19 protein-coding genes are annotated in these 20884 nt (G+C 40.1%); 2 read left to right on the top strand and 17 right to left on the bottom strand.

Annotated elements, in window-relative coordinates; genetic code table 11:
- The first annotated feature begins 18 nt into the window (after nt 1–18).
- Nucleotides 19–678, top strand: a complete 660-nt coding sequence (locus NOS7107_RS00385) for a PEP-CTERM sorting domain-containing protein (RefSeq protein ID WP_015111009.1) — start codon at nt 19–21, stop codon at nt 676–678.
- Nucleotides 679–792: 114 nt separating this feature from the next.
- On the opposite strand, the gene NOS7107_RS00380 is transcribed toward NOS7107_RS00385, so the two are convergent.
- Complete coding sequence (locus NOS7107_RS00380; RefSeq protein WP_015111008.1) at nt 793–1587, bottom strand: HAD family hydrolase; 795 nt, start codon at nt 1585–1587, stop codon at nt 793–795.
- A 115-nt stretch (nt 1588–1702) separates the two neighbouring features.
- Between NOS7107_RS00380 and NOS7107_RS00375 the strand changes: the two genes are divergently transcribed.
- Nucleotides 1703–2488 carry a hypothetical protein gene (locus NOS7107_RS00375; protein ID WP_172641473.1) on the top strand — a complete coding sequence of 262 codons (786 nt, stop codon included), beginning with the start codon at nt 1703–1705 and terminating at the stop codon, nt 2486–2488.
- An 86-nt stretch (nt 2489–2574) separates the two neighbouring features.
- Here NOS7107_RS00375 and NOS7107_RS00370 read toward each other — a convergent pair whose 3' ends face one another.
- From NOS7107_RS00370 to hpsE, 16 genes are all read right to left on the bottom strand, one after another.
- Nucleotides 2575–3309, bottom strand: a complete 735-nt coding sequence (locus NOS7107_RS00370; protein ID WP_015111006.1) for a DevA family ABC transporter ATP-binding protein — start codon at nt 3307–3309, stop codon at nt 2575–2577.
- A 142-nt stretch (nt 3310–3451) separates the two neighbouring features.
- Nucleotides 3452–4606, bottom strand: a complete 1155-nt coding sequence (gene devC, locus NOS7107_RS00365) for an ABC transporter permease DevC (RefSeq protein WP_015111005.1) — start codon at nt 4604–4606, stop codon at nt 3452–3454.
- A 92-nt stretch (nt 4607–4698) separates the two neighbouring features.
- On the bottom strand, nt 4699–6150 hold the full coding sequence (locus NOS7107_RS00360; protein WP_015111004.1) for an HlyD family efflux transporter periplasmic adaptor subunit: 1452 nt from the start codon (nt 6148–6150) through the stop codon (nt 4699–4701).
- A 582-nt stretch (nt 6151–6732) separates the two neighbouring features.
- Nucleotides 6733–7470, bottom strand: coding sequence for a phycocyanobilin:ferredoxin oxidoreductase (locus NOS7107_RS00355; protein ID WP_015111003.1), 738 nt, complete (start codon nt 7468–7470; stop codon nt 6733–6735).
- 365 nt (nt 7471–7835) lie between these two features.
- Nucleotides 7836–8609 carry an aquaporin Z gene (gene aqpZ / locus NOS7107_RS00350; protein WP_015111002.1) on the bottom strand — a complete coding sequence of 258 codons (774 nt, stop codon included), beginning with the start codon at nt 8607–8609 and terminating at the stop codon, nt 7836–7838.
- A gap of 185 nt (nt 8610–8794) precedes the next feature.
- A complete protein-coding gene (locus NOS7107_RS00345; RefSeq protein WP_044499497.1) occupies nt 8795–9388 on the bottom strand; it encodes a nucleoside triphosphate pyrophosphatase in 594 nt (197 codons plus the stop codon).
- Between the two features lie 153 nt (nt 9389–9541).
- Nucleotides 9542–10090, bottom strand: a complete 549-nt coding sequence (gene psbP, locus NOS7107_RS00340) for a photosystem II reaction center PsbP (protein ID WP_015111000.1) — start codon at nt 10088–10090, stop codon at nt 9542–9544.
- 357 nt (nt 10091–10447) lie between these two features.
- Nucleotides 10448–11839 (bottom strand): PP2C family protein-serine/threonine phosphatase, encoded by a 1392-nt coding sequence (locus tag NOS7107_RS00330; RefSeq protein ID WP_015110999.1) that lies wholly within the window; start codon nt 11837–11839, stop codon nt 10448–10450.
- 871 nt (nt 11840–12710) lie between these two features.
- The gene (gene ftsY / locus NOS7107_RS00325) at nt 12711–14285 is read right to left on the bottom strand and encodes a signal recognition particle-docking protein FtsY (RefSeq protein WP_015110998.1); all 1575 of its coding nucleotides are present in this window, start codon (nt 14283–14285) and stop codon (nt 12711–12713) included.
- Between the two features lie 212 nt (nt 14286–14497).
- Nucleotides 14498–15139: a transcription antitermination factor NusB gene (gene nusB, locus NOS7107_RS00320; RefSeq protein WP_015110997.1), complete on the bottom strand. Its 642-nt coding sequence runs from the start codon at nt 15137–15139 to the stop codon at nt 14498–14500.
- 103 nt (nt 15140–15242) lie between these two features.
- Nucleotides 15243–16016 carry a DUF502 domain-containing protein gene (locus NOS7107_RS00315; RefSeq protein ID WP_044499492.1) on the bottom strand — a complete coding sequence of 258 codons (774 nt, stop codon included), beginning with the start codon at nt 16014–16016 and terminating at the stop codon, nt 15243–15245.
- 497 nt (nt 16017–16513) lie between these two features.
- Nucleotides 16514–17404 (bottom strand): glycosyltransferase family 2 protein, encoded by an 891-nt coding sequence (locus NOS7107_RS00310; protein ID WP_015110995.1) that lies wholly within the window; start codon nt 17402–17404, stop codon nt 16514–16516.
- 107 nt (nt 17405–17511) lie between these two features.
- On the bottom strand, nt 17512–18348 hold the full coding sequence (locus NOS7107_RS00305) for an HpsJ family protein (protein ID WP_015110994.1): 837 nt from the start codon (nt 18346–18348) through the stop codon (nt 17512–17514).
- A gap of 253 nt (nt 18349–18601) precedes the next feature.
- Nucleotides 18602–19258, bottom strand: a complete 657-nt coding sequence (locus tag NOS7107_RS00300; protein ID WP_015110993.1) for a TIGR04282 family arsenosugar biosynthesis glycosyltransferase — start codon at nt 19256–19258, stop codon at nt 18602–18604.
- Nucleotides 19259–19291: 33 nt separating this feature from the next.
- Complete coding sequence (locus NOS7107_RS00295; RefSeq protein ID WP_253274495.1) at nt 19292–19858, bottom strand: type II secretion system protein; 567 nt, start codon at nt 19856–19858, stop codon at nt 19292–19294.
- A 65-nt stretch (nt 19859–19923) separates the two neighbouring features.
- Entirely contained in the window at nt 19924–20877 is a 954-nt protein-coding gene (gene hpsE / locus NOS7107_RS00290; protein WP_015110991.1) for a hormogonium polysaccharide biosynthesis glycosyltransferase HpsE, read from the bottom strand.
- Nucleotides 20878–20884 lie beyond the last annotated feature (7 nt).

Below are 20884 nucleotides of genomic sequence, written 5' to 3'. Positions count from 1 at the left end.
TACACCAGAGGCAGATAAATGAAAAGCTTATTTCTAGGACTAGGAGCTATCTTAGTTTTTGCTCCTAATGCTTATGCGGCAGGCTTTGTATATAACGAAGCTGTTGACGGCGAATTGTCTGGTGACAGCTTAAACCCAACAGCATTGAATCTGTTAGATGGATCTAACCAGATTACTGGCTCAACCACTGGTAATCCAAATCTTGACAGAGATTTCTTTACTTTCACTATTCCTGTTGGTTATGAACTTAGTAGAATTAACTTAGCTAACTATGTTGGGCTAGATGGCACAGGGGCAAATCAAGGATTTTTAGCCGTGCAAACAGGTTCTAGTATTGCACCGACAACTATCACTACTAACACACCACCATTACTGGGTGCAGCTTTAATTGGTGCAGCAACTGGAACACAAGTGGGAGATAATGTCTTAGATGATTTGGGTGTAGCAGCATCAATTCAAGGAGCTAACTTTGTCGGCTTCTCTGGTGGTAAGCTTGGCGCAGGTACTTACACTTTCTGGATTCAGGAAACTGTTCAAGGTATACAGAACTATAACCTTGATTTTGCAGTTACCAAAATTCCAGAGCCATCAACTATTTTAGGTATTGCTGCTGTGATGGGTTTGGGTAGTTTAATCAAAAGAAAGAAGCGTAGGCATAGTGCTACTGTAGATCAATAAAGTATTTCACCAGTGTGGACATTAATTATCGGACAAATCCCCTGATTTTCATTATGGGGATTTTCTTGTTATCTGTTCCCTTTGAATGGCGATCGCATAGTTCATTATATTGATTTAGATGCTGGAGACTGTTGATTTTAAAATATAACTAGCTAACTCACAAAATCCTGCGGCTTCAGCTGCACTCGTTACGTAAGTGGGTTGATATTGCAGTTGATTTGCATATTTAAGTACGTTAGCTACCCCCACAGAGAAGGGAAACTGATGGCAAGCAAATAAACTTTCATCATTAGGACTATCACCAACAGTCACAACTTGTTCTGGTGAGTATTCAGGCCAATATGCTTGTAATACTTGCAATAAACCCACAGCCTTATCTTGACTTTGGGGTTTAATATGACACTGTACTGTACTGTAAGTAAATCCCCAGCCCATTGATTGACAGAGATGACTTAAAGTTTGTAATTCCTGTAAAGTTAAGGCAGCTATATCAAATGTCCAATCTGTCAGCCGAAAGCAATTGTCAGCAGATTCTTGAATTTGAGGAAATTCCCTTTGTAATTCGGCAAAAGCCGTGGCTAATTGTTGGCGATGTAAGCTTAAATCAGGAATAGAAGTTAAAGCAATGGGCTGCTCACTACCATTAAGATAGAATATACCGCCATTTTCGGCGATCGCACCTGCAACTGGCATTAAGCTGCTAATTCCACTTATCCAGCCAGCAGAACGTCCGGTAACAATTATTACCTTGATACCAGATGCCGTTAAATCTTCTAAAGTTTGTAACAAAGCAGTAGAAAATTTACCTTTCTTGGTCAGAGTACCATCCATATCAGTTGCAATCAAACGGATGTTACTCCAGCAAGTAGAGGCAGATTCAGATATTGGTCTCAGATTTAAAAGATACATTTTAACGACGGTATATACGCAGTTTATAAAAAGCTGTTAAAAATACTAATAATACAGCAAGATGACATTGAAGATTTGGGCATTCTAAACAATGACAATTACAGTTATTGCCACCATGCTAAATCCTATATTTCTGGCGCAGTCTCCACCAGCAAAAACAAAAAAAGTCACTCAAAAACCACCAGCCAGCGAACCTCAGCAGGCCCCACCCTTTTTATTAATTACCTCTGGAGGGCTGGCTGTAGCCGTGATTGGTTTGATTATATTTGGCAAAATTCAGATGGATAAATTAGAGAAAAAAATCAAATTTGAAAAATTCCGGGCCAGAGAACTAGAGAAAAAGTTTAAACTGGCGCTAGAAACTATCCGCAAAATGGAAGCTAACCCAGATTTGGTGAACTCACGAGACTTTAACCTAGATTATCTGCGGATGCGGATGTCTGAAGAAGTATTTCATTTTGCCATTCTGAATCAAATTAAAATCAGGATCAAAGATAAAATTTCTCAAGCTTTGCGTCCCAACCAATCTCAACAAGGAACGGTGGGAATTGCCAATGGTGCGGGGCGACAGGTAGATGAAATTTTTGATGTCGAATATGAGAGTGGTACCCCGCCAAACATTGCGAAGCGGGTGTTGTTTCGCATTCAAATTAAGCTGATGAAGTTACCCACGCAAGCTACTTCTACCACAATTAGCCAAATTATTGACTGTATCGAGACTTATCTGAGTCCGATGGACGATGAGGATACATGGCAACCGACAATTCAAGGTCGAATTGCCAGTATGCACTGGGATCAAAAAGCTAAACCTACACCGTTACTGGTATTGGAACAATCCAATGATGGTGTAAATGTAACTTTTCGGACTAGCCGCCAAGGAAATGTGCCAAGTGCCAAATAGTGATGGCTTGGGGTACAATTTCTGAGAAAAATGGTTTTTAAACGCAGAGGTACGCTAAGTCTTTGGGCAAATTTTTGCTATAGACTTTATGATTTTTCGCTCCATGCTCCAGCATCGTAACTAATGACGGCGCTTTGCGAGTCACGAGCTAAAAGACCATCTTCCATTTCCACAATGCGATCAGCTATGTCTAAAATCCGATTGTCGTGTGTCACCAACAAAATGGAAGTACCTTGATCTTTAGCAAGACGCTGCATAATTTCGACAACATCACGTCCTGATTGTTTATCTAAGGCTGCGGTTGGTTCGTCCGCTAATACTAATGGCGGATTGTTAACTAAGGCGCGAGCGATCGCTATTCTTTGTTTTTGTCCACCAGAAAGATTATCTGGGTAGTAATTAACTCGGTTCTTTAAGCCAACAGCAGTTAGCATAGTTTCGGCTGTGGCGATCGCATCATGTTGACCAACTTTTTCGTTCAACTCCACGGCCATCTGTACATTTTGCCTTGCAGTTAAAAATCCTAGCAAGTTGTGCGCCTGAAAAATATAGCCAATGTTCCGCCGGATTTGTACTAATTGATTTTGACTCGAACCAAATAGTTCTACGCCCAAAAATTTTAAACTACCTTCTTGGACAGACCTTAAACCACCAATCAAACTTAGTAATGTTGTTTTACCTGACCCGGAAGGCCCAGTCATAATCACAATTTCTCCCGGATAAATCTCCAGGTTAATATCAAATAAAATTTGTCTTTTTAGTGAACCTTTACCATAGTAATGATTCAGGTCTTTAATAGCAATTACAGGTTCTTGTCTCATAATAAATCCTGTGTTAGAAGGTAGTAATTTATTTCCGTAAATCTAGAGCCTGTCTGCCAATTACGATGACAGTTGAAGCATTAAATATATACCATATAGATAATAAAAGCTGATTAATCGCTACTGTATTGATCAAAATTAGTTAAAAGATGTCAGCCGGGTCAGCGGAACGTAATTTACGTACTGCGATCGCGCCAGAAATAAAACACATAATTATTGTTAATATCAATACATTAGTCGCCCTTCCAAAAGTCATAAATATTGGTAAAAGGGTTGCTTCCTTAGCTTTTTGATACATCAAAATTGTAAAAAATAAACCAGGAAGATATCCTAAACAAGCTAATAAAAGTGCTTCTTGTAAAATCACAATTAATAAATATTTTTGCGTATATCCTATGGCTTTTAAAGTTGCATATTCTGATAAATGATCAGAAACTTCAGTGTAAAGAATTTGATAAACAATTACAGTTCCCACAATAAAACCCATAATTGTCCCTAAGCTGAAAATAAAACCAATCGCTGTGCTACTTGCCCAATAGTGACGTTCAAAATCGATAAAATCTTGTTTAGTCAACACATTCACATCTTGCGGTAAATATTGGCGTAATTCTTGAGCTACAGCTTCTACATTTGCGCCTGGTTTTACTTTAATTACTCCAATATCAATTAATCCTTGCTGACGGGTGTTAAAGATGCGTAAAAAGTTAACATCACTGGTAATTAAGTTACCATCCGCACCAAAAGATGTTCCTAAAGTAAATAGTCCTACTACTTTAATTTTGCGTCTTCTTAGCTCTGCTGTAACATTTTTACCTTTTTCAAAATCATCTGCAATTGGCCCATATTCCTGTCGAGAAGAACGGTCAAATAAAACTACATCTGGCAGCTTCAATTTATCTAGATTTTCTTGCACTCCTACCAAATTAAATAAATTAACTTCCGGGTTAATGCCAAATACAAGTAAAGTTCTTGACCGACCTGTAACTGGATTTTTCCAAGCAGTATAATCTAAATAGATAGGATGTACTGATTGTACTGCTGGTAAATCTAAAGCTTTATACAACCGCCGTTGAGAAAAGCTTTTCATTGACAAAATAGCATTCGATTGGCGGTTAATTAAAACAATTTCACCATTTAAACTACTGTGTAACTGCACGTTGCTGTAATAAAGCGCATCTCGGAATCCGAGTTGGGTAAACATTAAAATATCAGCAAAAGCAATTCCAGCTAAAGCTACGGCTAAACGCGTTTTGTCTCGCGTCATTTGTAGCCAAGATAGAGGTATTTTTTGAATCATTTTTCAGATAAATAGGAAAGTAATTAGATTGGTTATTACTCATTAGTTGTTTGTAGGGGTTTTAGGCATTTTATTTATGCTCCCCAACTTACTTATTGTTTCTCTGAATTAGAACCTGATTGATTGTTAATATCAACAAGAACTTTAGCGTTGGTTAAGCCAGAAACTTTGTTGCTATCTTCTGGTGAGAGGGCAATTTTAACTTCTATCACTCTGGCATCTATATCAGCCGCTGGATCGGTATTGAGTACATCTTTTTTGCCGACTTTTCTGCCAATTTCCGCCACTGTTCCTTTTAATTCGCCTTCAAAAGCGCCATTATCACTGCTGACAGAAACACTTTGACCAATACGGACTCTACTAATACTGTCTTCAGGAACTTCCGCAATCACCATCATTTGTTCAGTTTGTCCAATCTCCGCAATACCGTTGACGTTGATAGCTTCGCCTGACTTGGTGTAAATTTTAAGAATTTCACCAGAAGTAGGTGCTTGGACGTAGCTTAATCTCAATTCTGCATCAGCTTGTCTAACAGTGGCGATCGCATTACTAACTTGTGCTTGCGCTATCTGCACATTTGTTGGATCAACTTCTATCAGTCTCTTGAGTCTGGCTCGTTCTTCGTCAAGTTGTCTTCCTAAGGTGGCTATAGTTTGATCACGGGTGACTCTAGCTTCAATCAACTGCTGTTGTAATGTTGTTAAAGTCTTGACTTGATTAGCTCTAGCTTCTGCAACTTGTTGGCGCAAAGTGGCGATTGCTTGTCGCAGAGTAGCTTGACTTTCAACTACTTGTTGTTTAGCGGTGACTGCACTTAATCGTCGTCTATCCCTTTCTTGCTGAGATATAGCACCTTGTCCGTACAGAAAATCGTAACGTCCAGCATCAACTTGAGCATTACGCTGTTCGGCTTGTATGCGTGTCAAAGTAGCTCTTAAGGTATCACCTTGACCTCGCAATTCGGCTTCTAAGCGCTCGACTGTCGCCTGTTGAGCCAGTTTTTCGGCACTCAACTGCGCTGCAATTCTGGTAATAGTGGTTTGTTGAGCATCCTTTTCGCCGCGTAACTGGGCTTGTAGTCGAGCAATTACCGCTTGTTGCGCTTGAATGTCTCTGGGTGAACCAGCCCGAACTTGCGCTAAATTAGCACGAGCTTCTAGTAATTTGGCTTTTGCTTCTTCTACACTGGCTAACTGAGTTTCGTGATTATCTAAAATAGCAATCACTTGTCCTTTTCTCACCCGTTCTCCTTCTCGGACAAACAGCTGCTTGACTCGTGATGCAGATTGCAATCCCGCGGTAGGTGCAGAAAGCTTGATCACTTCACCTCGCGGTTCTAAACGCCCCACAGCACTAATGCTGTTAGCCACTGGTTTGACGGGTACAGATAAGCTAAGTTTTTTCAATTGCTCAACTTTAGCTGTAGTTAGTAACCCCGCAGCGATTACTATTGGTAAGGCCACAGCAATGCCCCACCAAATCTTAGGTTGTTCTGGATCAAGTATTTGTTGCCTTGATCTTGGCTTTTCAGTCACCCTTGACATGGTTATTGCCCGTTTATTTAAAAATGTGTTGATGGATATAAAAAAGTCTTAGACATAGTAGAGACGTGATAAATTGTCCCTACTAAATACCCTCAGAAACTTGATTCTTATGAATACTTAGCACCACAGTTTTTTTATCATGATGCTTCTGGTAGCTAGTTATTCAATAGATGCCAGAATCAAGATAATTACTAATTCGTAATTAAAAAACTAGAGAGAATCAACCGCTTTGAAAAGCAACCCCGGTTCAGTTGGAGACTCAATCTTTATCAAAAACTTAATTATGAACTAGCAATTACGAATTTTCAATTAATTTTCTCAAATAGAGCATCCCTAACATTACAGTTTCCTTAAACTTGTAATCAGCTAATTATTAGGCTTGTTAACTCCTAACTCATTTGGATACTTGCGCCAAAGACGCTACGGCAATGGTTAGACTCCATCAAAACTATCGTTAACTGAATTCTACATTTATCAGTTAAGGGAAAACGTAACAGAACCTACAGATGATGGAAGGGAAGAAAGTGTGAAGTGTGAAATTTTGTCCTTTAGCCTTTTGACAAATGACTAATAACCATTGACTCAATTTGGCAAGTCAAATAAGACCGTGGTCATATAATTATCTGCCCATTCTTGACCAAAGGCTTTTTCGAGGACGCGGCGGGTTTTGTCGTTTTGCTGCTGCTTGGTGCAGTAGTTTTGTTGTCCGGCGAGAATTTGCTGGCTTTGTTCGGGGGAAACAGGACTAGCGGCGATCGCTTGGGTACAATGAACTTCTAAAAAGTCTTGCACGCGTGCCAGAAAGATCGCTTCTTCTTCTGGGGAACTAGGACGCACAAAGATACAAAACTCGGAGAAGATATGACCCCATTCTGGTAATTCTCTGGGTTGGGAAAAGTCCAGGGCTGGGAGTGCTGCAAGTTGATTTGTATAGGATGCTGGCAAAGTGCGGTCTAAGTGGACAGGAGATAGATCAGCGATCGCTGCACTAATTTGTCCTCTGCCGCCAACTAAATCACATCCAAACATCGGTAGGTCATATTCTGGGCGCGGAAACATCACGCAGTGCAGAATATCCAGCATATTTCCCACCTTTGCCAGTTCCAAGTGCATTTTGCGAAACTGTGGTGATTGATAGCAGCGGTTTTCAATTATCAGTTTTTCACCTTCCAGTCTACCTTCCACATATCCCAACTCCGCGGGTAAATGATAAGGCGATAGTTGTAAATGTCTATGCCAAACTGCCTCAATACCATCGGCTAACTGATGGATGAGGGGATGTTGTTGTTCGCGGAGTGAGTGAGTAGAAGTAAATGACATACTCTCGTTAGAAATGCTATCTAAAGCCAGTCTACAGCCTGTCGCGTCACTTTCGTTCTATCGCGCAACATTAAGCAAAGCAAACTGTTACGCTTAGTTATGTAAATTTATGAGACGATTATGAATTTTTAACAGCAATGGCTGTAATAAGTATTGTTTTCTGACAATAATCTCAATGATGATTGGTAAAATTCAAGAGGAGCCAGCACTTTAGTGCTGGCTCCTCTTGACAGTCTTAATACTTAATCTCATGGTGGAGTGAGAGCGATCGCTAATTAAGCAAAAGTTTTAGCTTAACGCCGAATACTAATCTCTTCCTGGAATGCTTTCAGTTAAACTCAGATTCTTTAGAGGAAGAAACACAACTAAACTAGCTCTTCAATATTTTGTCGTTCTTCCACAGTTGATTCACTAAAGACTGCTAGGTATAACCATCCTGCCAAAATTGCGCCCAAGATAGGTGCTAACCAAAATAGCCATACTTGCGAAAAAAGTTCTACACCAGCAAATATAGCAACTCCGGTACTGCGAGCCGGATTTACAGAAGTATTAGTAACAGGAATGCTGATTAGGTGAATTAAGGTAAGTGCAAAACCAATTGTTAGGGGTGCAAATCCTTTTGGCGCACGTCTATCAGTGACACCTAGAATAATCAGCAAAAACATAAAGGTCATCACAACTTCCGTGATGAAGCAAGCAAACAGACCGTAACCACCAGGAGAATGAGTACCAAAGCCATTGGTTGCCAGTGGGTTAGAGCCAGTAAGGGTAAATCCAGCTTTGCCACTAGCAATCAAATATATAACGCCTCCAGCTAGAATGGAGCCTAGTACTTGAGAGACAATATAAGCTAATAAATCTGACCCTGGAAAACGCTTACCTGCCCAAAGCCCAAAGGAAACAGCCGGGTTAAAATGGCCACCAGAAATATGACCGAGTGCGTAAGCCCCTGTCAGGACAGTTAACCCAAATGCTAGAGATACACCTACTAATCCAATACCTAATGGAAAAGAGGTACTTTCACTAATTTTTGCACCATCTGCTGTATAAGCTGCGGCTAAAACTGCACTGCCACAGCCGCCTAAAACAAGCCAAAATGTGCCTATGAATTCAGCTAAACTACGCTTGATAAGTGACATTTAAAAAACTCCTTGCTCAGTTAAAAACTTAAGCATTCTCAACTTGCAAACATGCACAAACCTTGCTAAACATTGGCAATGTTTAGTTTTAAATATAGCTAAAAGCTAATTAATGTATTATTTACTATAAAGTAAATCGATACATGACCAGTTAATAATTTTTTCGGTTTGTCATTTGACTAAGACTATTGCCAAAAATCAGTGACTTCGTATCCTAGTTCTGCCAACATCTGCCTGAGCAAAGGTAAGCTGAGACCGATGACATTGCTGTGACAACCAACAATTTGCTCAATAAATAAACTACCAAAACCTTCTAAGGCGAAAGCACCAGCGCATTTAAGGGGTTCGCCTGTGGCTACATAAGCTTGGATGGCGCGATCGCTCATTTTGGCAAAGTAAACCTTTGTCATCTGACACTTGACTAAAGTCCGGTTTTGTAATGAGTCAATCAATACATGACCAGTATATAAGTCACCAATATTACCTTGCATTAATTGCCAACGAGCGATCGCTTCTGCTGCATCTGCTGGTTTACCATAAATCTCACCATCAATAGCCAACACTGAATCACAACCCATAATTAAGGCTGATGCAAACTGGGGTGCGATGGCTTCTGCTTTACGTTGAGCCAGAACTTGCACTAACTCAGCAGGTTCACTAAGTTGAATTTGTGACTCATCAAAATCACTCGGTTTAACTATTGGTTCAATGCCAACAGTTTGCAGCAAGCGACGACGGGCCGGAGAAGCTGAAGCGAGTATAAATTGCGGAATGTTCATTGTCATTAGTCAATGGTCAAAAGTCAATTGTCACACACTGGCTTTTCCCTTCTACCTGTTGACTTAAAAGTGCTGAGTCAAAATACTCATCTTTAGCATCTAGTCTCTACTTCATTCATAGTTGTGATTTTTGTCTTCGGGACTGCCTTTTAATTAATAAACTGTGAAAGAATCTACAACATTTTCCATAGTCCGTTTAACCTTCGCCCAACGTTTTTCAGGAATTGAGGCGTTGAAAGTAAACAATTTTCCACGACTAACAGCAACACTAGCGATGTTATGCCGTTCTTGATTATTCGGTAATTTTACTAAATACTCTAATACGTAGTAGATTTTACCTTCATCGTCTTCTTTTTCTCGTGCATCCACTAATTCAGCTGTCCGACCAGAATCTGAAGGTGCAAGGGCGGCTTTGCCCAGCTTATACCCAACTTCTGTGGGAGCGCCCAGTTCTTTTAAAGTTTTACCTTCGGAAACAGGACTAATCACCACTGAGACATTTTCGGATATTTCGATCAAATCATGGAAAACTACATCAGGCCCGTTTGCAACTTTAACAGGTAGCCAGCCGTTGGGATATGAAAATTGATAACCATCAGCAGTATCTACATAGCTTTTAAATCCAGCCGCAGCAGCTACATCAGGATCACTCAAGCTGAAGCTCAAAATTAATAAAAAAATAATTGCAATTCGTTTCCACATTGTTAAAAATTCCTTTGGGTTGGAAGCAACAAAAGTTAAGCATTATGTATCGTTTTTATTGTCCCACCAACTGGGGCGCAGCGGATAAGGCATCACAAGGGGAGATTCAGTTACATATGCTGACAAATATCAAATTATTGCACTGGTTTTACCTCAATACATTTCAGTTAAGCATTTCTTTCTTCTCTCTGCGTTTTTGGCGTACTTGGTGGTACCCTGCGGGAAGCTGCTTCGTGTCTACGTTAAAGAAATTTGGTTTTAACAAAGAGTCTTAGCTTTAACTGAACCGTGTTGGGCTATAAAATCAGCAGTGAATTTTTCACAAAGGACTAATAACAAATGACCAATGACTGTTTACTAAACAATCTGCAAAACCACAAGTGTCATATCATCAGTATTTTGCCTATCAGCACCGATGAATTGCTGAACTTGGTCAAATAAGTACTCTACAATTTCTTCTGGCCCGTTGCAATAGCGACAAGCGGCGCTAAAAGCTGCTACAAAATTTTCTTCATCAAAGCGATCGCCACTAGCGGCCGCCGCATCAGTCAAGCCATCTGTATAATAAATTACTGTATCTCCAGGTTCTAATTGAGCCTGGTCGTCTTCATATTGGCTGTTCGCATCCAAACCAATCAGCATCCCTAGAGTATCTAAACGGCTAACTGTTTTTGTCGCTGCGTGCCACCACAAGGGAGGATTGTGTGCAGCGTTACTGTAAGACAAAATCCGAGAGGTCGGATTGTACTCAGAATAAAATAGCGTCACAAAGCGGTGGGAATTTTCCAAATCCGCATACATGACTCGATTCAAATTTTGCAAAATCCCTGATGGGGAATTGCCATGCAACACCTCGCCTCTCAGCATCCCCCGCATCATTGTCATAATTAAGCCTGCGGGGACACCTTTCCCCATCACATCTCCAATCACAAAACCCCAACGGCTAGTTTCGGGAGAGACTCTGCTAATTAATTGCAACTGATTATGATTGGTCGGAATAAAGTCGTAATAATCGCCACCCACTCGATTAGCAGGTTTACAACGTGCTGCTAGGGATACACCAGGAATATTTGGGCATTGACGAGGTAAGAGTCTTCGTTGAATTTCTGCCCCAATTTCTAATTCTTGGTCTAGGCGTTCTTTTTTTCTCAGTTCTACCGCTAGTTCATCATTTTCGATCGCTACGGCTGTTTGGTCTGCAACCAGCCGTACTAGCTTTTGTCTGGTTTCTGTCCAACTATACTCTGGGTCACGGCTTAAGACGTAGAGCCAGCCTCGTTCTGTATGCTTAACTAAAATTGCCGTGCCAAATATTTGGACATCTGGCCCCAAATAGCGGTGCATCTGATCATCTAAGATACCCGTGGAACTGGCTAGAGGGGTACTATTGGGCAGCAATGTAATTTGACTGCTGGCTGTTTCTAAGGCTTTGCGGATATTTTTGCGCTGGCGACTATCCTGCCAGTGTAGTTGCTCTAATCTAACTTGACCGTTAGGTTTGTAGAGAAATAAGGCACTACCATCGGCATCTGTCACTCTGGTGGCCATTAAAGGAATCAGTTCCAAAAACTGATTCAAATTATTGAAGCTTCTGAGGGCAAATCCTAAAGAACTCAGCAAATCTTGAATTTTATTTTGTTCTCGGTGCAACCTGGCGACAAGTTCTTTCAGTGCCACGACTGGTGTGACATCGGTCGCGGCACTATTATTACCATCAGTAGGTTGAAAAGGCACTTGAGACACAGGCACAGATACTATCCAATTAAGATTAGTTGATTGTAGATTACTTAATAACTTTACTTTGGCAAAATATTGCTAAATCATATTGAGACAAGATGCCTCAATTTAGCAAGAGTAGAAAGACGTAGGGTCTAGCTAGAAAAAAGTATGGCATTTGCTGATTTTATTTCTAACTAAATACAGATACAGAAATTTCATGTATTTTTACGGAAAAGCTGATTAGTATAAATCAGTAATTACCTCCTTTATGCGGAAGCTTTTCATGATCAGAGAACTTAATTAGCAAATCATACATCATGAAACATAAAATTAATTAACTAATTAATTTTTCCGAATTTTCCGATTTTTTATTGTCTCGGATAAATAGTCAGATAAGGAATTAAACGGTAACTTAAATTTTTCAGTTAAAACTTGAATTTTTCTTTGTCCTTTGGGCAATTTTATAACTTCTAATTTATCTCCAGAGAATATTCATGAATTTTTAAGGAAAGTCACTTCAGATATGCTCCTAAGTTCGATAACCATGCTTGGGCTATGAGGATAACACGCCTTTGCCTATTCACCAACTAATTAGTCTTAGTTTTTATTTTTTCCAGTATTTATAGCAATTATCAATTAGGTTTACAAGATTATTGCCAAGAGTGCAATCTTTACACGCAAGTAGGTGAATGTAAATAATTATCGTTAGTATGAGGTATATACTGACTAGTAAGAGGCGGAAAGCCTAGTTTATCAGGGTTTTACCCTATTTAGGAGTTACGAAAAACATCTATCTGTAACTTCTGCATCTCTATGGCTCTTGATTCCGTAACTCATGTTTAAGTTCTGTCCTAGTTAAAAAAACCTACACTGCACGCTGCTGTCAGTGTAGGCTATGATTTTAGCCACTCAATAGAGCCTCGACAAACTCGTAGCTAGAAAATGGACGTAAGTCTTCAATTCCTTCGCCTGCACCAATAAAACGAATGGGCAAACCTAACTGCTGCACTACAGCCAGCGCTACACCGCCCTTGGCTGTACCATCCAATTTAGTTAAAACTACACCACTGAGTTGGGCTGCTTGGGAAAATATTTCTGCTTGACGCAAGCCATTTTGACCAAGGGTAGCATCTAAAACCAATAAGGATTCGATTTTGGCATTCGGGGCTTTTTTGTCGATAATCCGCCTCACTTTGCTCAATTCATCCATTAAGTTCTTTTTATTTTGTAATCGCCCAGCAGTATCAACTAATAATAATTCTGTCTCGCGGGCTTGGGCTGCGGCGATCGCATCAAATACCACGGCTGCGGGGTCTGTATTTTTACCGGGGTTGGCAATTACTTCTACGCCGCTTCTGGTTCCCCAAACTTTCACCTGTTCCACAGCCGCTGCACGGAAAGTATCTGCGGCTCCAATCAAGCATCTATAGCCAGATTTTTGGGCTAGGTGAGCAATTTTGCCGATAGTTGTGGTTTTACCCGCGCCATTGACACCAGTAATTAACCAAATATTCAAGTTATCTTTTTCTGGGGCAAAGCTGGGTTTGTCTGATTTACGAATTGGCTCATCTAACATATCCCGCAGAAGTTGTTTTAAGTAAGCGATCGCTTCTTCTGGTGGCGTAACTTCTTCCCGCAGTTTTTTCTGTAAGGCACTGATAATATAATCTGTGGCTTCTACGCCTACATCGGCTTGTAAAAGTACAGATTCAATTTCTGTTACCGCCGCTTGGTTAAGTGGCCCTTGTCCGACAATTGCTTTGAGTTGATTGAGAATGCTACGTCGGGTTTTGTCTAATCCTTGCCGTAACTTTTTCAGCCAAGTTATCTCTTCAATTGAAATGTCTTCGGCTCGTCTACCTTGAGCTGCCAATAATTCCGCTGACCAGACAAATCCTTCATCAAATAGCAGATCTGGTATTTCTGTGTCCGTTGCTTCACTAACAGTGGCTGGTTGAGCCAATTCCGGCTCTGGGACTTCAATGGCACTGGCTATCAATCGCTCTTGCTTGGCTTGCCGTTCTGCTGCTGCTCGTTCTAAAAAAGACAGTGCAGCGGTCTCGGTTGGCTGTGTTTCTATAGATGTCGGTTCTTCAGCATTAAGTGGAATTTCTGCCTCTGTTAGAGGTACTTCCTCCACAGTTGCTTCTAGTTGTTGAGCTTCTATAATTGCCACAGGTTCTGGGACAGGAGTCACTACTTCTTCCGTAACTGCGGCTACCGTTTCCGGTGTTGCTGATGATGTTGGGGCAGTTTCTTCAGTTTCCGATTGTTGTTTTTGCTGAATATTTTTATAAGCAGCTTTCGCAAACGCCAACAAATCTGCTGCCGATTCTGGTGCAGTTGTTGGGTTGGCATCGGATGTTTCGGTTGCCTCTGGTTGGGTTACAGGTGCTGGAGTATTTTCCGCCTGTTGGGTTTCAGAAGGGGTATCAGAAGAATCGTTATATTGACGACGAAACCAATTAAAAGCCATTGCCGCTAACGGTATGAGTTGTTATGTAAGTTAGGAGTTATGAGTTAGTAAGTTATGAGTTTAATTGAATTTGTTACTCTTCCCTATGGTGAAAACCTCCGGGATATCCTCACGTCTCAATGTCTGGTTACTGGTAGGGGGTAATTTCCCCGCAAGCAACTGACTTCTCCACACCTTCAACTCACAACTTAGCATTCATAATGGTTACACAGTTAGGATAAAACACTGGACAATTTTTTTTGTTCGGTGAATCGCCGCAGAACTCCATTGATAAATCGATGACCTTCATCTCCGCTGTAGCGTTTGGCTAACACCACAGCTTCGTTAATCGCCACGCTGTCAGGCAGGTTTAAAAATCCCATTTCTGCTACAGCGATGCGGAGAATATCGCGGTCAATTTGAGCTAGGCGATTGACTTGCCAATCTACCAAAGCGGCGGATATTTGTTCATCGATCAAGATACGATGTTCATTGACTATTTTGACAATTTGAATGGCATATCTGCCAACTTCTCTATCTTGATTTGCGAGTTGAATTAATTCTGGAAACTCAACTGCTGCACCAAGTTGGTTAATGGCAGTTTGGGTGTAAGTAATCGCTTCTTGCAGCATAGTCCGTGCAGTATTCATGTCTGAAGCACGAGTTTGACTGGTTAAGAGGCGATCGTTACTGCGTTGCAATTCAGCAGCAGCGTTATCTAAAGTATCTTGAACTTCTGCTCTCAGGGTTCGCACAGTGGCTAATACCAATTTGGGCAGATGTTCCTCGGTTAATTTTTTGGGGTTAACTGGTAGCTGGCTGAGACTTAACAGCGCCAGTTCACGAGCAATTTGTTGAGGTTTGCGGTCTTGCATAGAAGTGTGTGCCTACGCACAAAATTAAGGTTAATAATTAATCAATTTAGACAAAGCCAGACATTCATAATATCTATTTACTTGTGCCTTTGCCGGATAAATTTTATATTTCCTCGACGGAAATTACTGAACGCTTTAATTCTCTGGCTGCAACTTCTACATTTGGTTCTTTACCCAGAACTAAGGGCGGTAATGGAGTATTCGGTGCCACAATCCCACCAGAGACGATTACTTTAAAAGCATCTTCAATCGACATTGACAGGTTAATAACATCTTCCTCTGGAACTACGGCATACCATCCTGTGGTGGGGTTAGGTGTAGTTGGGATGAAAACACTCAACATTGGGCGGGACATCTTGGCTTGGATTTCAGCACCCATAGTACCTGTGACAAAAGCGATCGCCCAAATTCCCTGTTTGGGATATTCTAGTAAAACTACACGGCGAAACTTGCCATTAGAGTCTTTGAGCAGAGTTTCTAAAAGCTGCTTCAGGGTTTTATATACTTGTCCCGCTAAAGGAATCGCCTGTAACACTCGCTCACCAAAATCCAGTAACCAACGCCCAGCAATATTTCGAGCCATTAACCCAATTAACAAAATACTTAACAGCGGTACTGCTAAACCCACTGCTAAATTCAGTATATTTACTAAAATTGGGTGTAGTCCATCAAAGGGATTGAGTTGTTTGGGAACTTGGGTAAGAAAGTCGATTACCCAATTGGCGATCGTGATTGTTAGCCAGATGGTGGTTGCTAGGGGGATAACTACTAACAATCCAGCTATCAGGTCATTTTTAAAATCCTGCTTGAGGCGATCGATTACCAAACTTCGGTTCTCCTTTTTTAGGCTAGTAAAACTCTGATGATAGGAATTAATACCAGCAGATGATCAGCTTGGGAAGCCTTTACTGACGACATTTTTGACCGGATTACATTTGAGAAAGCGATCGCTAAATGCCTGTTACTTTGATAATAGGCTGTGACTACAAAAAAAGAATTTATTTTTCGCTAGTTAGATATATGTATTAAAATATACTCCTAACTACTGAAGTTTTTCCATCTGCGAGGATGTTACTTTTCTTTGTACAGCTTGTAAATGATTGTTGCAAATATTTTAATTATTACTGATCCTACCGCGCCAAACCAAAATCTGCCGATGATTCCGAAAGCTAGGTATAACAAATAAAAACGTGCTTTTAACTAGTTTAGAACTAACCAGGGAGTCAAGGATATTTTTCTGAAAAACTTTTGTTATAAATTTTAATAAAATTACTAGCTGAGAACTATCAAAAGTTTGGCAAGATTAGGTGTAAGGGTTTTGAATACTTTACACCTAATCTTGCCAACTAACCTTCGAGGATAAATCCTGGTTTTTTATCCTTCTCCAGCAATTTGTGTAGCGACAACTTTACTATTCTCACTGTGAGATAATGTTTCTTCTAAGGTAGGTGTAGGTAGATATCTCATTTCCCAAACTTTCAGTAAAATTAAGTATTCATAAAAAGCCTGTAATGTACACCAAGCCATTCCAGCTCGACCGTCTAAGCAGCCACCTAAAAGAAAATACATATATAAAAAGCGTAAAAAAGGTCTAGCTGGTAAACGCAAAGATAAGTCTTTTAAAGCACGCCGTCTTTCTACTTCAGTTTTGCCAAAAAATAAATCGCGCCATTCAACTTTGCCATTTTCTAGTTGATGTAGTGTCTCTTGAGCTTCATCTGTAGAATAACGATTGTGTTTTTCAATCCAACGACTCAAACCTTTACCACAAGTGTAATGTGGGTAAGTTTCCTTTAAAAAGCTAGTAGCACCTTCGCAAACTTCCCGTTCTGTGTGACCGTAGTCTGTAAACCAGACTTTACCGTGGCGGAAAAGACGCATTTGATAACGGGGATATTGGGTGCTATAGCGAATCCAACGATTCATGAACATCACTCGTTCGGCGACGTAGTAACCAATGTAGTTTGGATTTTGCATCGCTTGAGTGCATTCAGCGAATAGTTCTGGTGTCATACGCTCGTCAGCTTCCAGAATATAAACCCACTCGTATTTTGGAGGTATAGACTCTAGCATCCAAGTGCGTTGACGACCGTGGCTTTCAAAGGCGTGCTGGACAACGCGAATGGGATAGCGACTAGCGATTTCCACAGTGCGATCGCTACTGCACGAGTCCACAACTATAATGTCATCGGATAGCATTGCCGACTCGATACAAGGTGCAATATCTAGTTCTTCGTTATATGTCAGTATGTAAATTGAGAACATGTGCAGATTTTATAGCGATTTTACTAACTGTTAATTACTAAAAAGCATGAAGTATGAAGTGTGAAGTAGGAAATTTCATCCTTCAGCCTTCAAACTTCATCCTTGCTTTACCTTGCAGCAGCTTTACGTCCACCAGTTTGTAAAGCGCCACCACTTCTTAATCCTGTCCAGCCGATAATAATGTACCCAATAGACAACAACAGACTGCTCATGCTAATCCGCAAGCCAGATTTCCAAGCGTTGTCTCTTGCTTGTTTTTCCGCATCTTCCTTACGCTGACGAATTTGCGCTTTTCTTTGATTTGCCAGTCCTTGAGGATCGGTTTGTTGGGCAATAAATTTGTCCAGTTCTTGAGGATTAGCTTTAAACTTCTGGAGTAAGTCTTTCTGTGATTGCGGCAATTGAGGATTTGCCAGCGCTTGTTTATATTTTTGCTCGTCTTTTAGCAAATCAGCGAACTGCGCTCTGGCTTGAGCGCGGAGTTGTTCTAATTGAGCTTTCCCTTGATCTGTATTGAGTTGCGCCTGAAATTGATTTAACTGGGTGTCTAGTTGTTTTTCTGCCTGATCTGCTTCTTGAGTAATTTGAGTGATTGTTTGGGTTTTGGCTTGATTTACATTATTCAGGTGTAATGGGAAAATCAACAAGAAGATTAACCCCAGAACACTAGATAGTATAAAAGCTGGGAATCTTAAGTCGATACCTTTAGAGCCACCTTCACTAGCACCATCAATCCAATAGCCAATCAACAGGGAACCTAAACCCACCATAGGCACAATACCTCGGTCAACTAGGGCTGTTGCTAAATTAATTTGCCAGCCGCGATCGGTTGGTTGAAAGGGTAGCAATAAAATTAAAAAGTCCAGCAAAAAGGACAAAATTAAAACTGCCCCAATTACTTTGAGGCCGAGGGCTGCGTTCCCGGAAGTAAAACGATTAGTCATATTCTCCAAACTTATAGTGAATCAGCGTGATTGTCCTATTTAAAGTTACTGGAATATTGTTCCTGTAACTCTGCCTGTTCAATAAAACTATTTCTTATATAGAAAAGGCAAATGTAATACTAGTTATTACCTGTAGGTTTGAAACTACACCACGGTAGCACTAGTTAACCTGTGTGTCTTCAGAAAATACTTGGTGTTTGAAGATACGAGATTGGCTGATATGAGTAAAAAAACAACGTTTATTTTCAGCAATCTATGAATCTCTCAGCCAGTCTGACTGCTGAACAATTTTCTCCCAAATGAACAGATCCTCTGGTCGGTCAACATCACCCAATGCAGGTAAGTAGGTATGCGAGACACCAAGTTTTTCGGCAATAGCAACAGTTTGTTGTAATACCTGAGAAGTTCCCCAATCGATGTTAGCGAATAATTCTGGGATGAAGCGACGCACACCAATTAAGTAATAACCTCCATCAATAGCTGGCCCAAGTACCAAGTCAACAGTTTGTAATTCTTGGAAAGCTGTTGCCAAAATTTGGGAAGTCAGTCCAGGGCAATCGGTGCCAATGATAATCCCATATTCCGCACTCTTTTGGAAAGCATCAAACAGCGATCGCTCCATCCGTGAACCTAAATCACCTTCGCCTTGTGATTCATAAAGTAGTTCCCAACCTAACCAATCTTGCATTAATTGCAAATTCCCACCAGTAAATCGCACTTCTACAGAAATACCAATAGCTTTTTGTAATTCCTGGGCTTGTAACAAAGTGTATTCAGTCATTTGCTGTTGCAGATTAGCAGCACCAACACTACCCAAAGCTGGTATTAGGCGAGTTTTAGTCTTTCCTGCTTCTGGATAACGCGTAAAAATAATTAAGTGCTGTTTTTGAACTTTTGATAATTTCAGCACGCAATAACCTTAATTTTTATCGACTAAAATATCTTAATAGCAATATTTACCACTGTCGTTAACTGTAGAATGTTCCGTACCTTTACGCATTGCCCCTAATAGTGTAGAAACATACACACAACGCTTAACTTTTACAGCATATTTACTAGATAGCGTTATCTGCCCCAGTACTTTAACATGACCTCGGTGATCAAACTGAACTTGACTTATTCCGTTAGACTGTTGCAAAGTTGTCTCAGTTTCATACAGTTGCACGTTCCTATCTAAATTATTCCAGTTAGTTTCCGAGGAATTTACATTAGAAGGATGAACTGCCCATTTGACAATTCCATTTTGTTGACTAAAACTAGCTTGCCAATTTGATTTTTCTTTAGCAGCTTGACTTTGAGCTTGCCGCATAGCCCGATAAATTTCATCTTGAGCGGCATTAAGACGCTGAATATCAATAAAAGTCAACCACTGTGGTATTGCCACAGCAACTAATAAACCAATAATGATAACAGTTACTAATATTTCTGGTAGTGTAAATCCACTAATAGATTCGCACTTGTAATTTTTAGTATGAGATATAAATAAAAAATGCACTATATTCTTATTCAAAATTTCATGCACCCAAAAAGTTAGCGAGCGAAGCAGGCAATTTTATTCTTTTTTTTCTACTTAGCTTATTTATTAAAATAGCCTTTCTTCCAAAGATAAAAAGGACTGATAAGGCTGCTTAAAAATAGTTGCATTTCACAAGCTGTTACCAAATCAGTTTTGATTTTTGTTTGGTATTTAAGTAAATGCAATATGATTTTTCGGATATCGTTTAACATATAAGCTAATAATGCCACTGGCCTTGCCCAGGGTTTAACATTAATCATTCGTGTAACACAACGACTAAATCCAATCCCTCGAAAGAAAGGAATTAAATAATCTCTTGTTAATCGAGAAGCGCTGATTTTGTGGTAAATTTCCATTTCTGGGTTATACCAAATCTCCCAGCCAAATTTTTGCAGATAAGCTAACATTTCTAAATCTTCACCTGTTACCATACTTTCAGAAGTTCTCCCAGTCAAAATAAAATTATTCGGGACACTTTCTAACCAAGCTTGTCGCCGGACAACAAGCCCTGCTGATGGTGGAAGCAATTTTTTTGCGGGTTCATATAGTAAAGGTAAATTACCTCGTTCTGTAATTGCTAGAAAAGCAGCAATACGCTGAAAATTTTCTGGTGGTTCTATTTCCCATAAAGGATGTATTTGACTAGCATAAGCCCCAGCATTTGGATAATTGTTACCAAAACTATACGCTGTAGCTACCCAATTCAAATTGGGATAGTTATCATCATCTAAAAAACCGATGAATTTACCTTTAGCTTCTTGAACAGCAAGTTTCCTGGCGAAAGCAGCACCCTGTTTCGATTCAAAACAATATCTTAAAGAATGAGATTTTTGCCAAATTTCTTGATAGTTTTGGACAATTTTTGCTGTATTGTCGGTGCTATTATTATCGACAACAATAATTTCCCATTGAAAGTTTTCTGTATTAACCTGGTTGTATAGTTTCTCCAACAACTCCGGCAAACGGTTGGCTCCATTATAAGTGGGTATCGCCACAGTAAATTCAATAGACATTTTCTTT

The sequence above is a fragment of the Nostoc sp. PCC 7107 genome, from assembly GCF_000316625.1.
GTDB lineage: Bacteria > Cyanobacteriota > Cyanobacteriia > Cyanobacteriales > Nostocaceae > Nostoc_B.
Note: the sequence above shows the minus strand (reverse complement) of the source record. Positions and strands in the feature narration are given on the sequence as shown.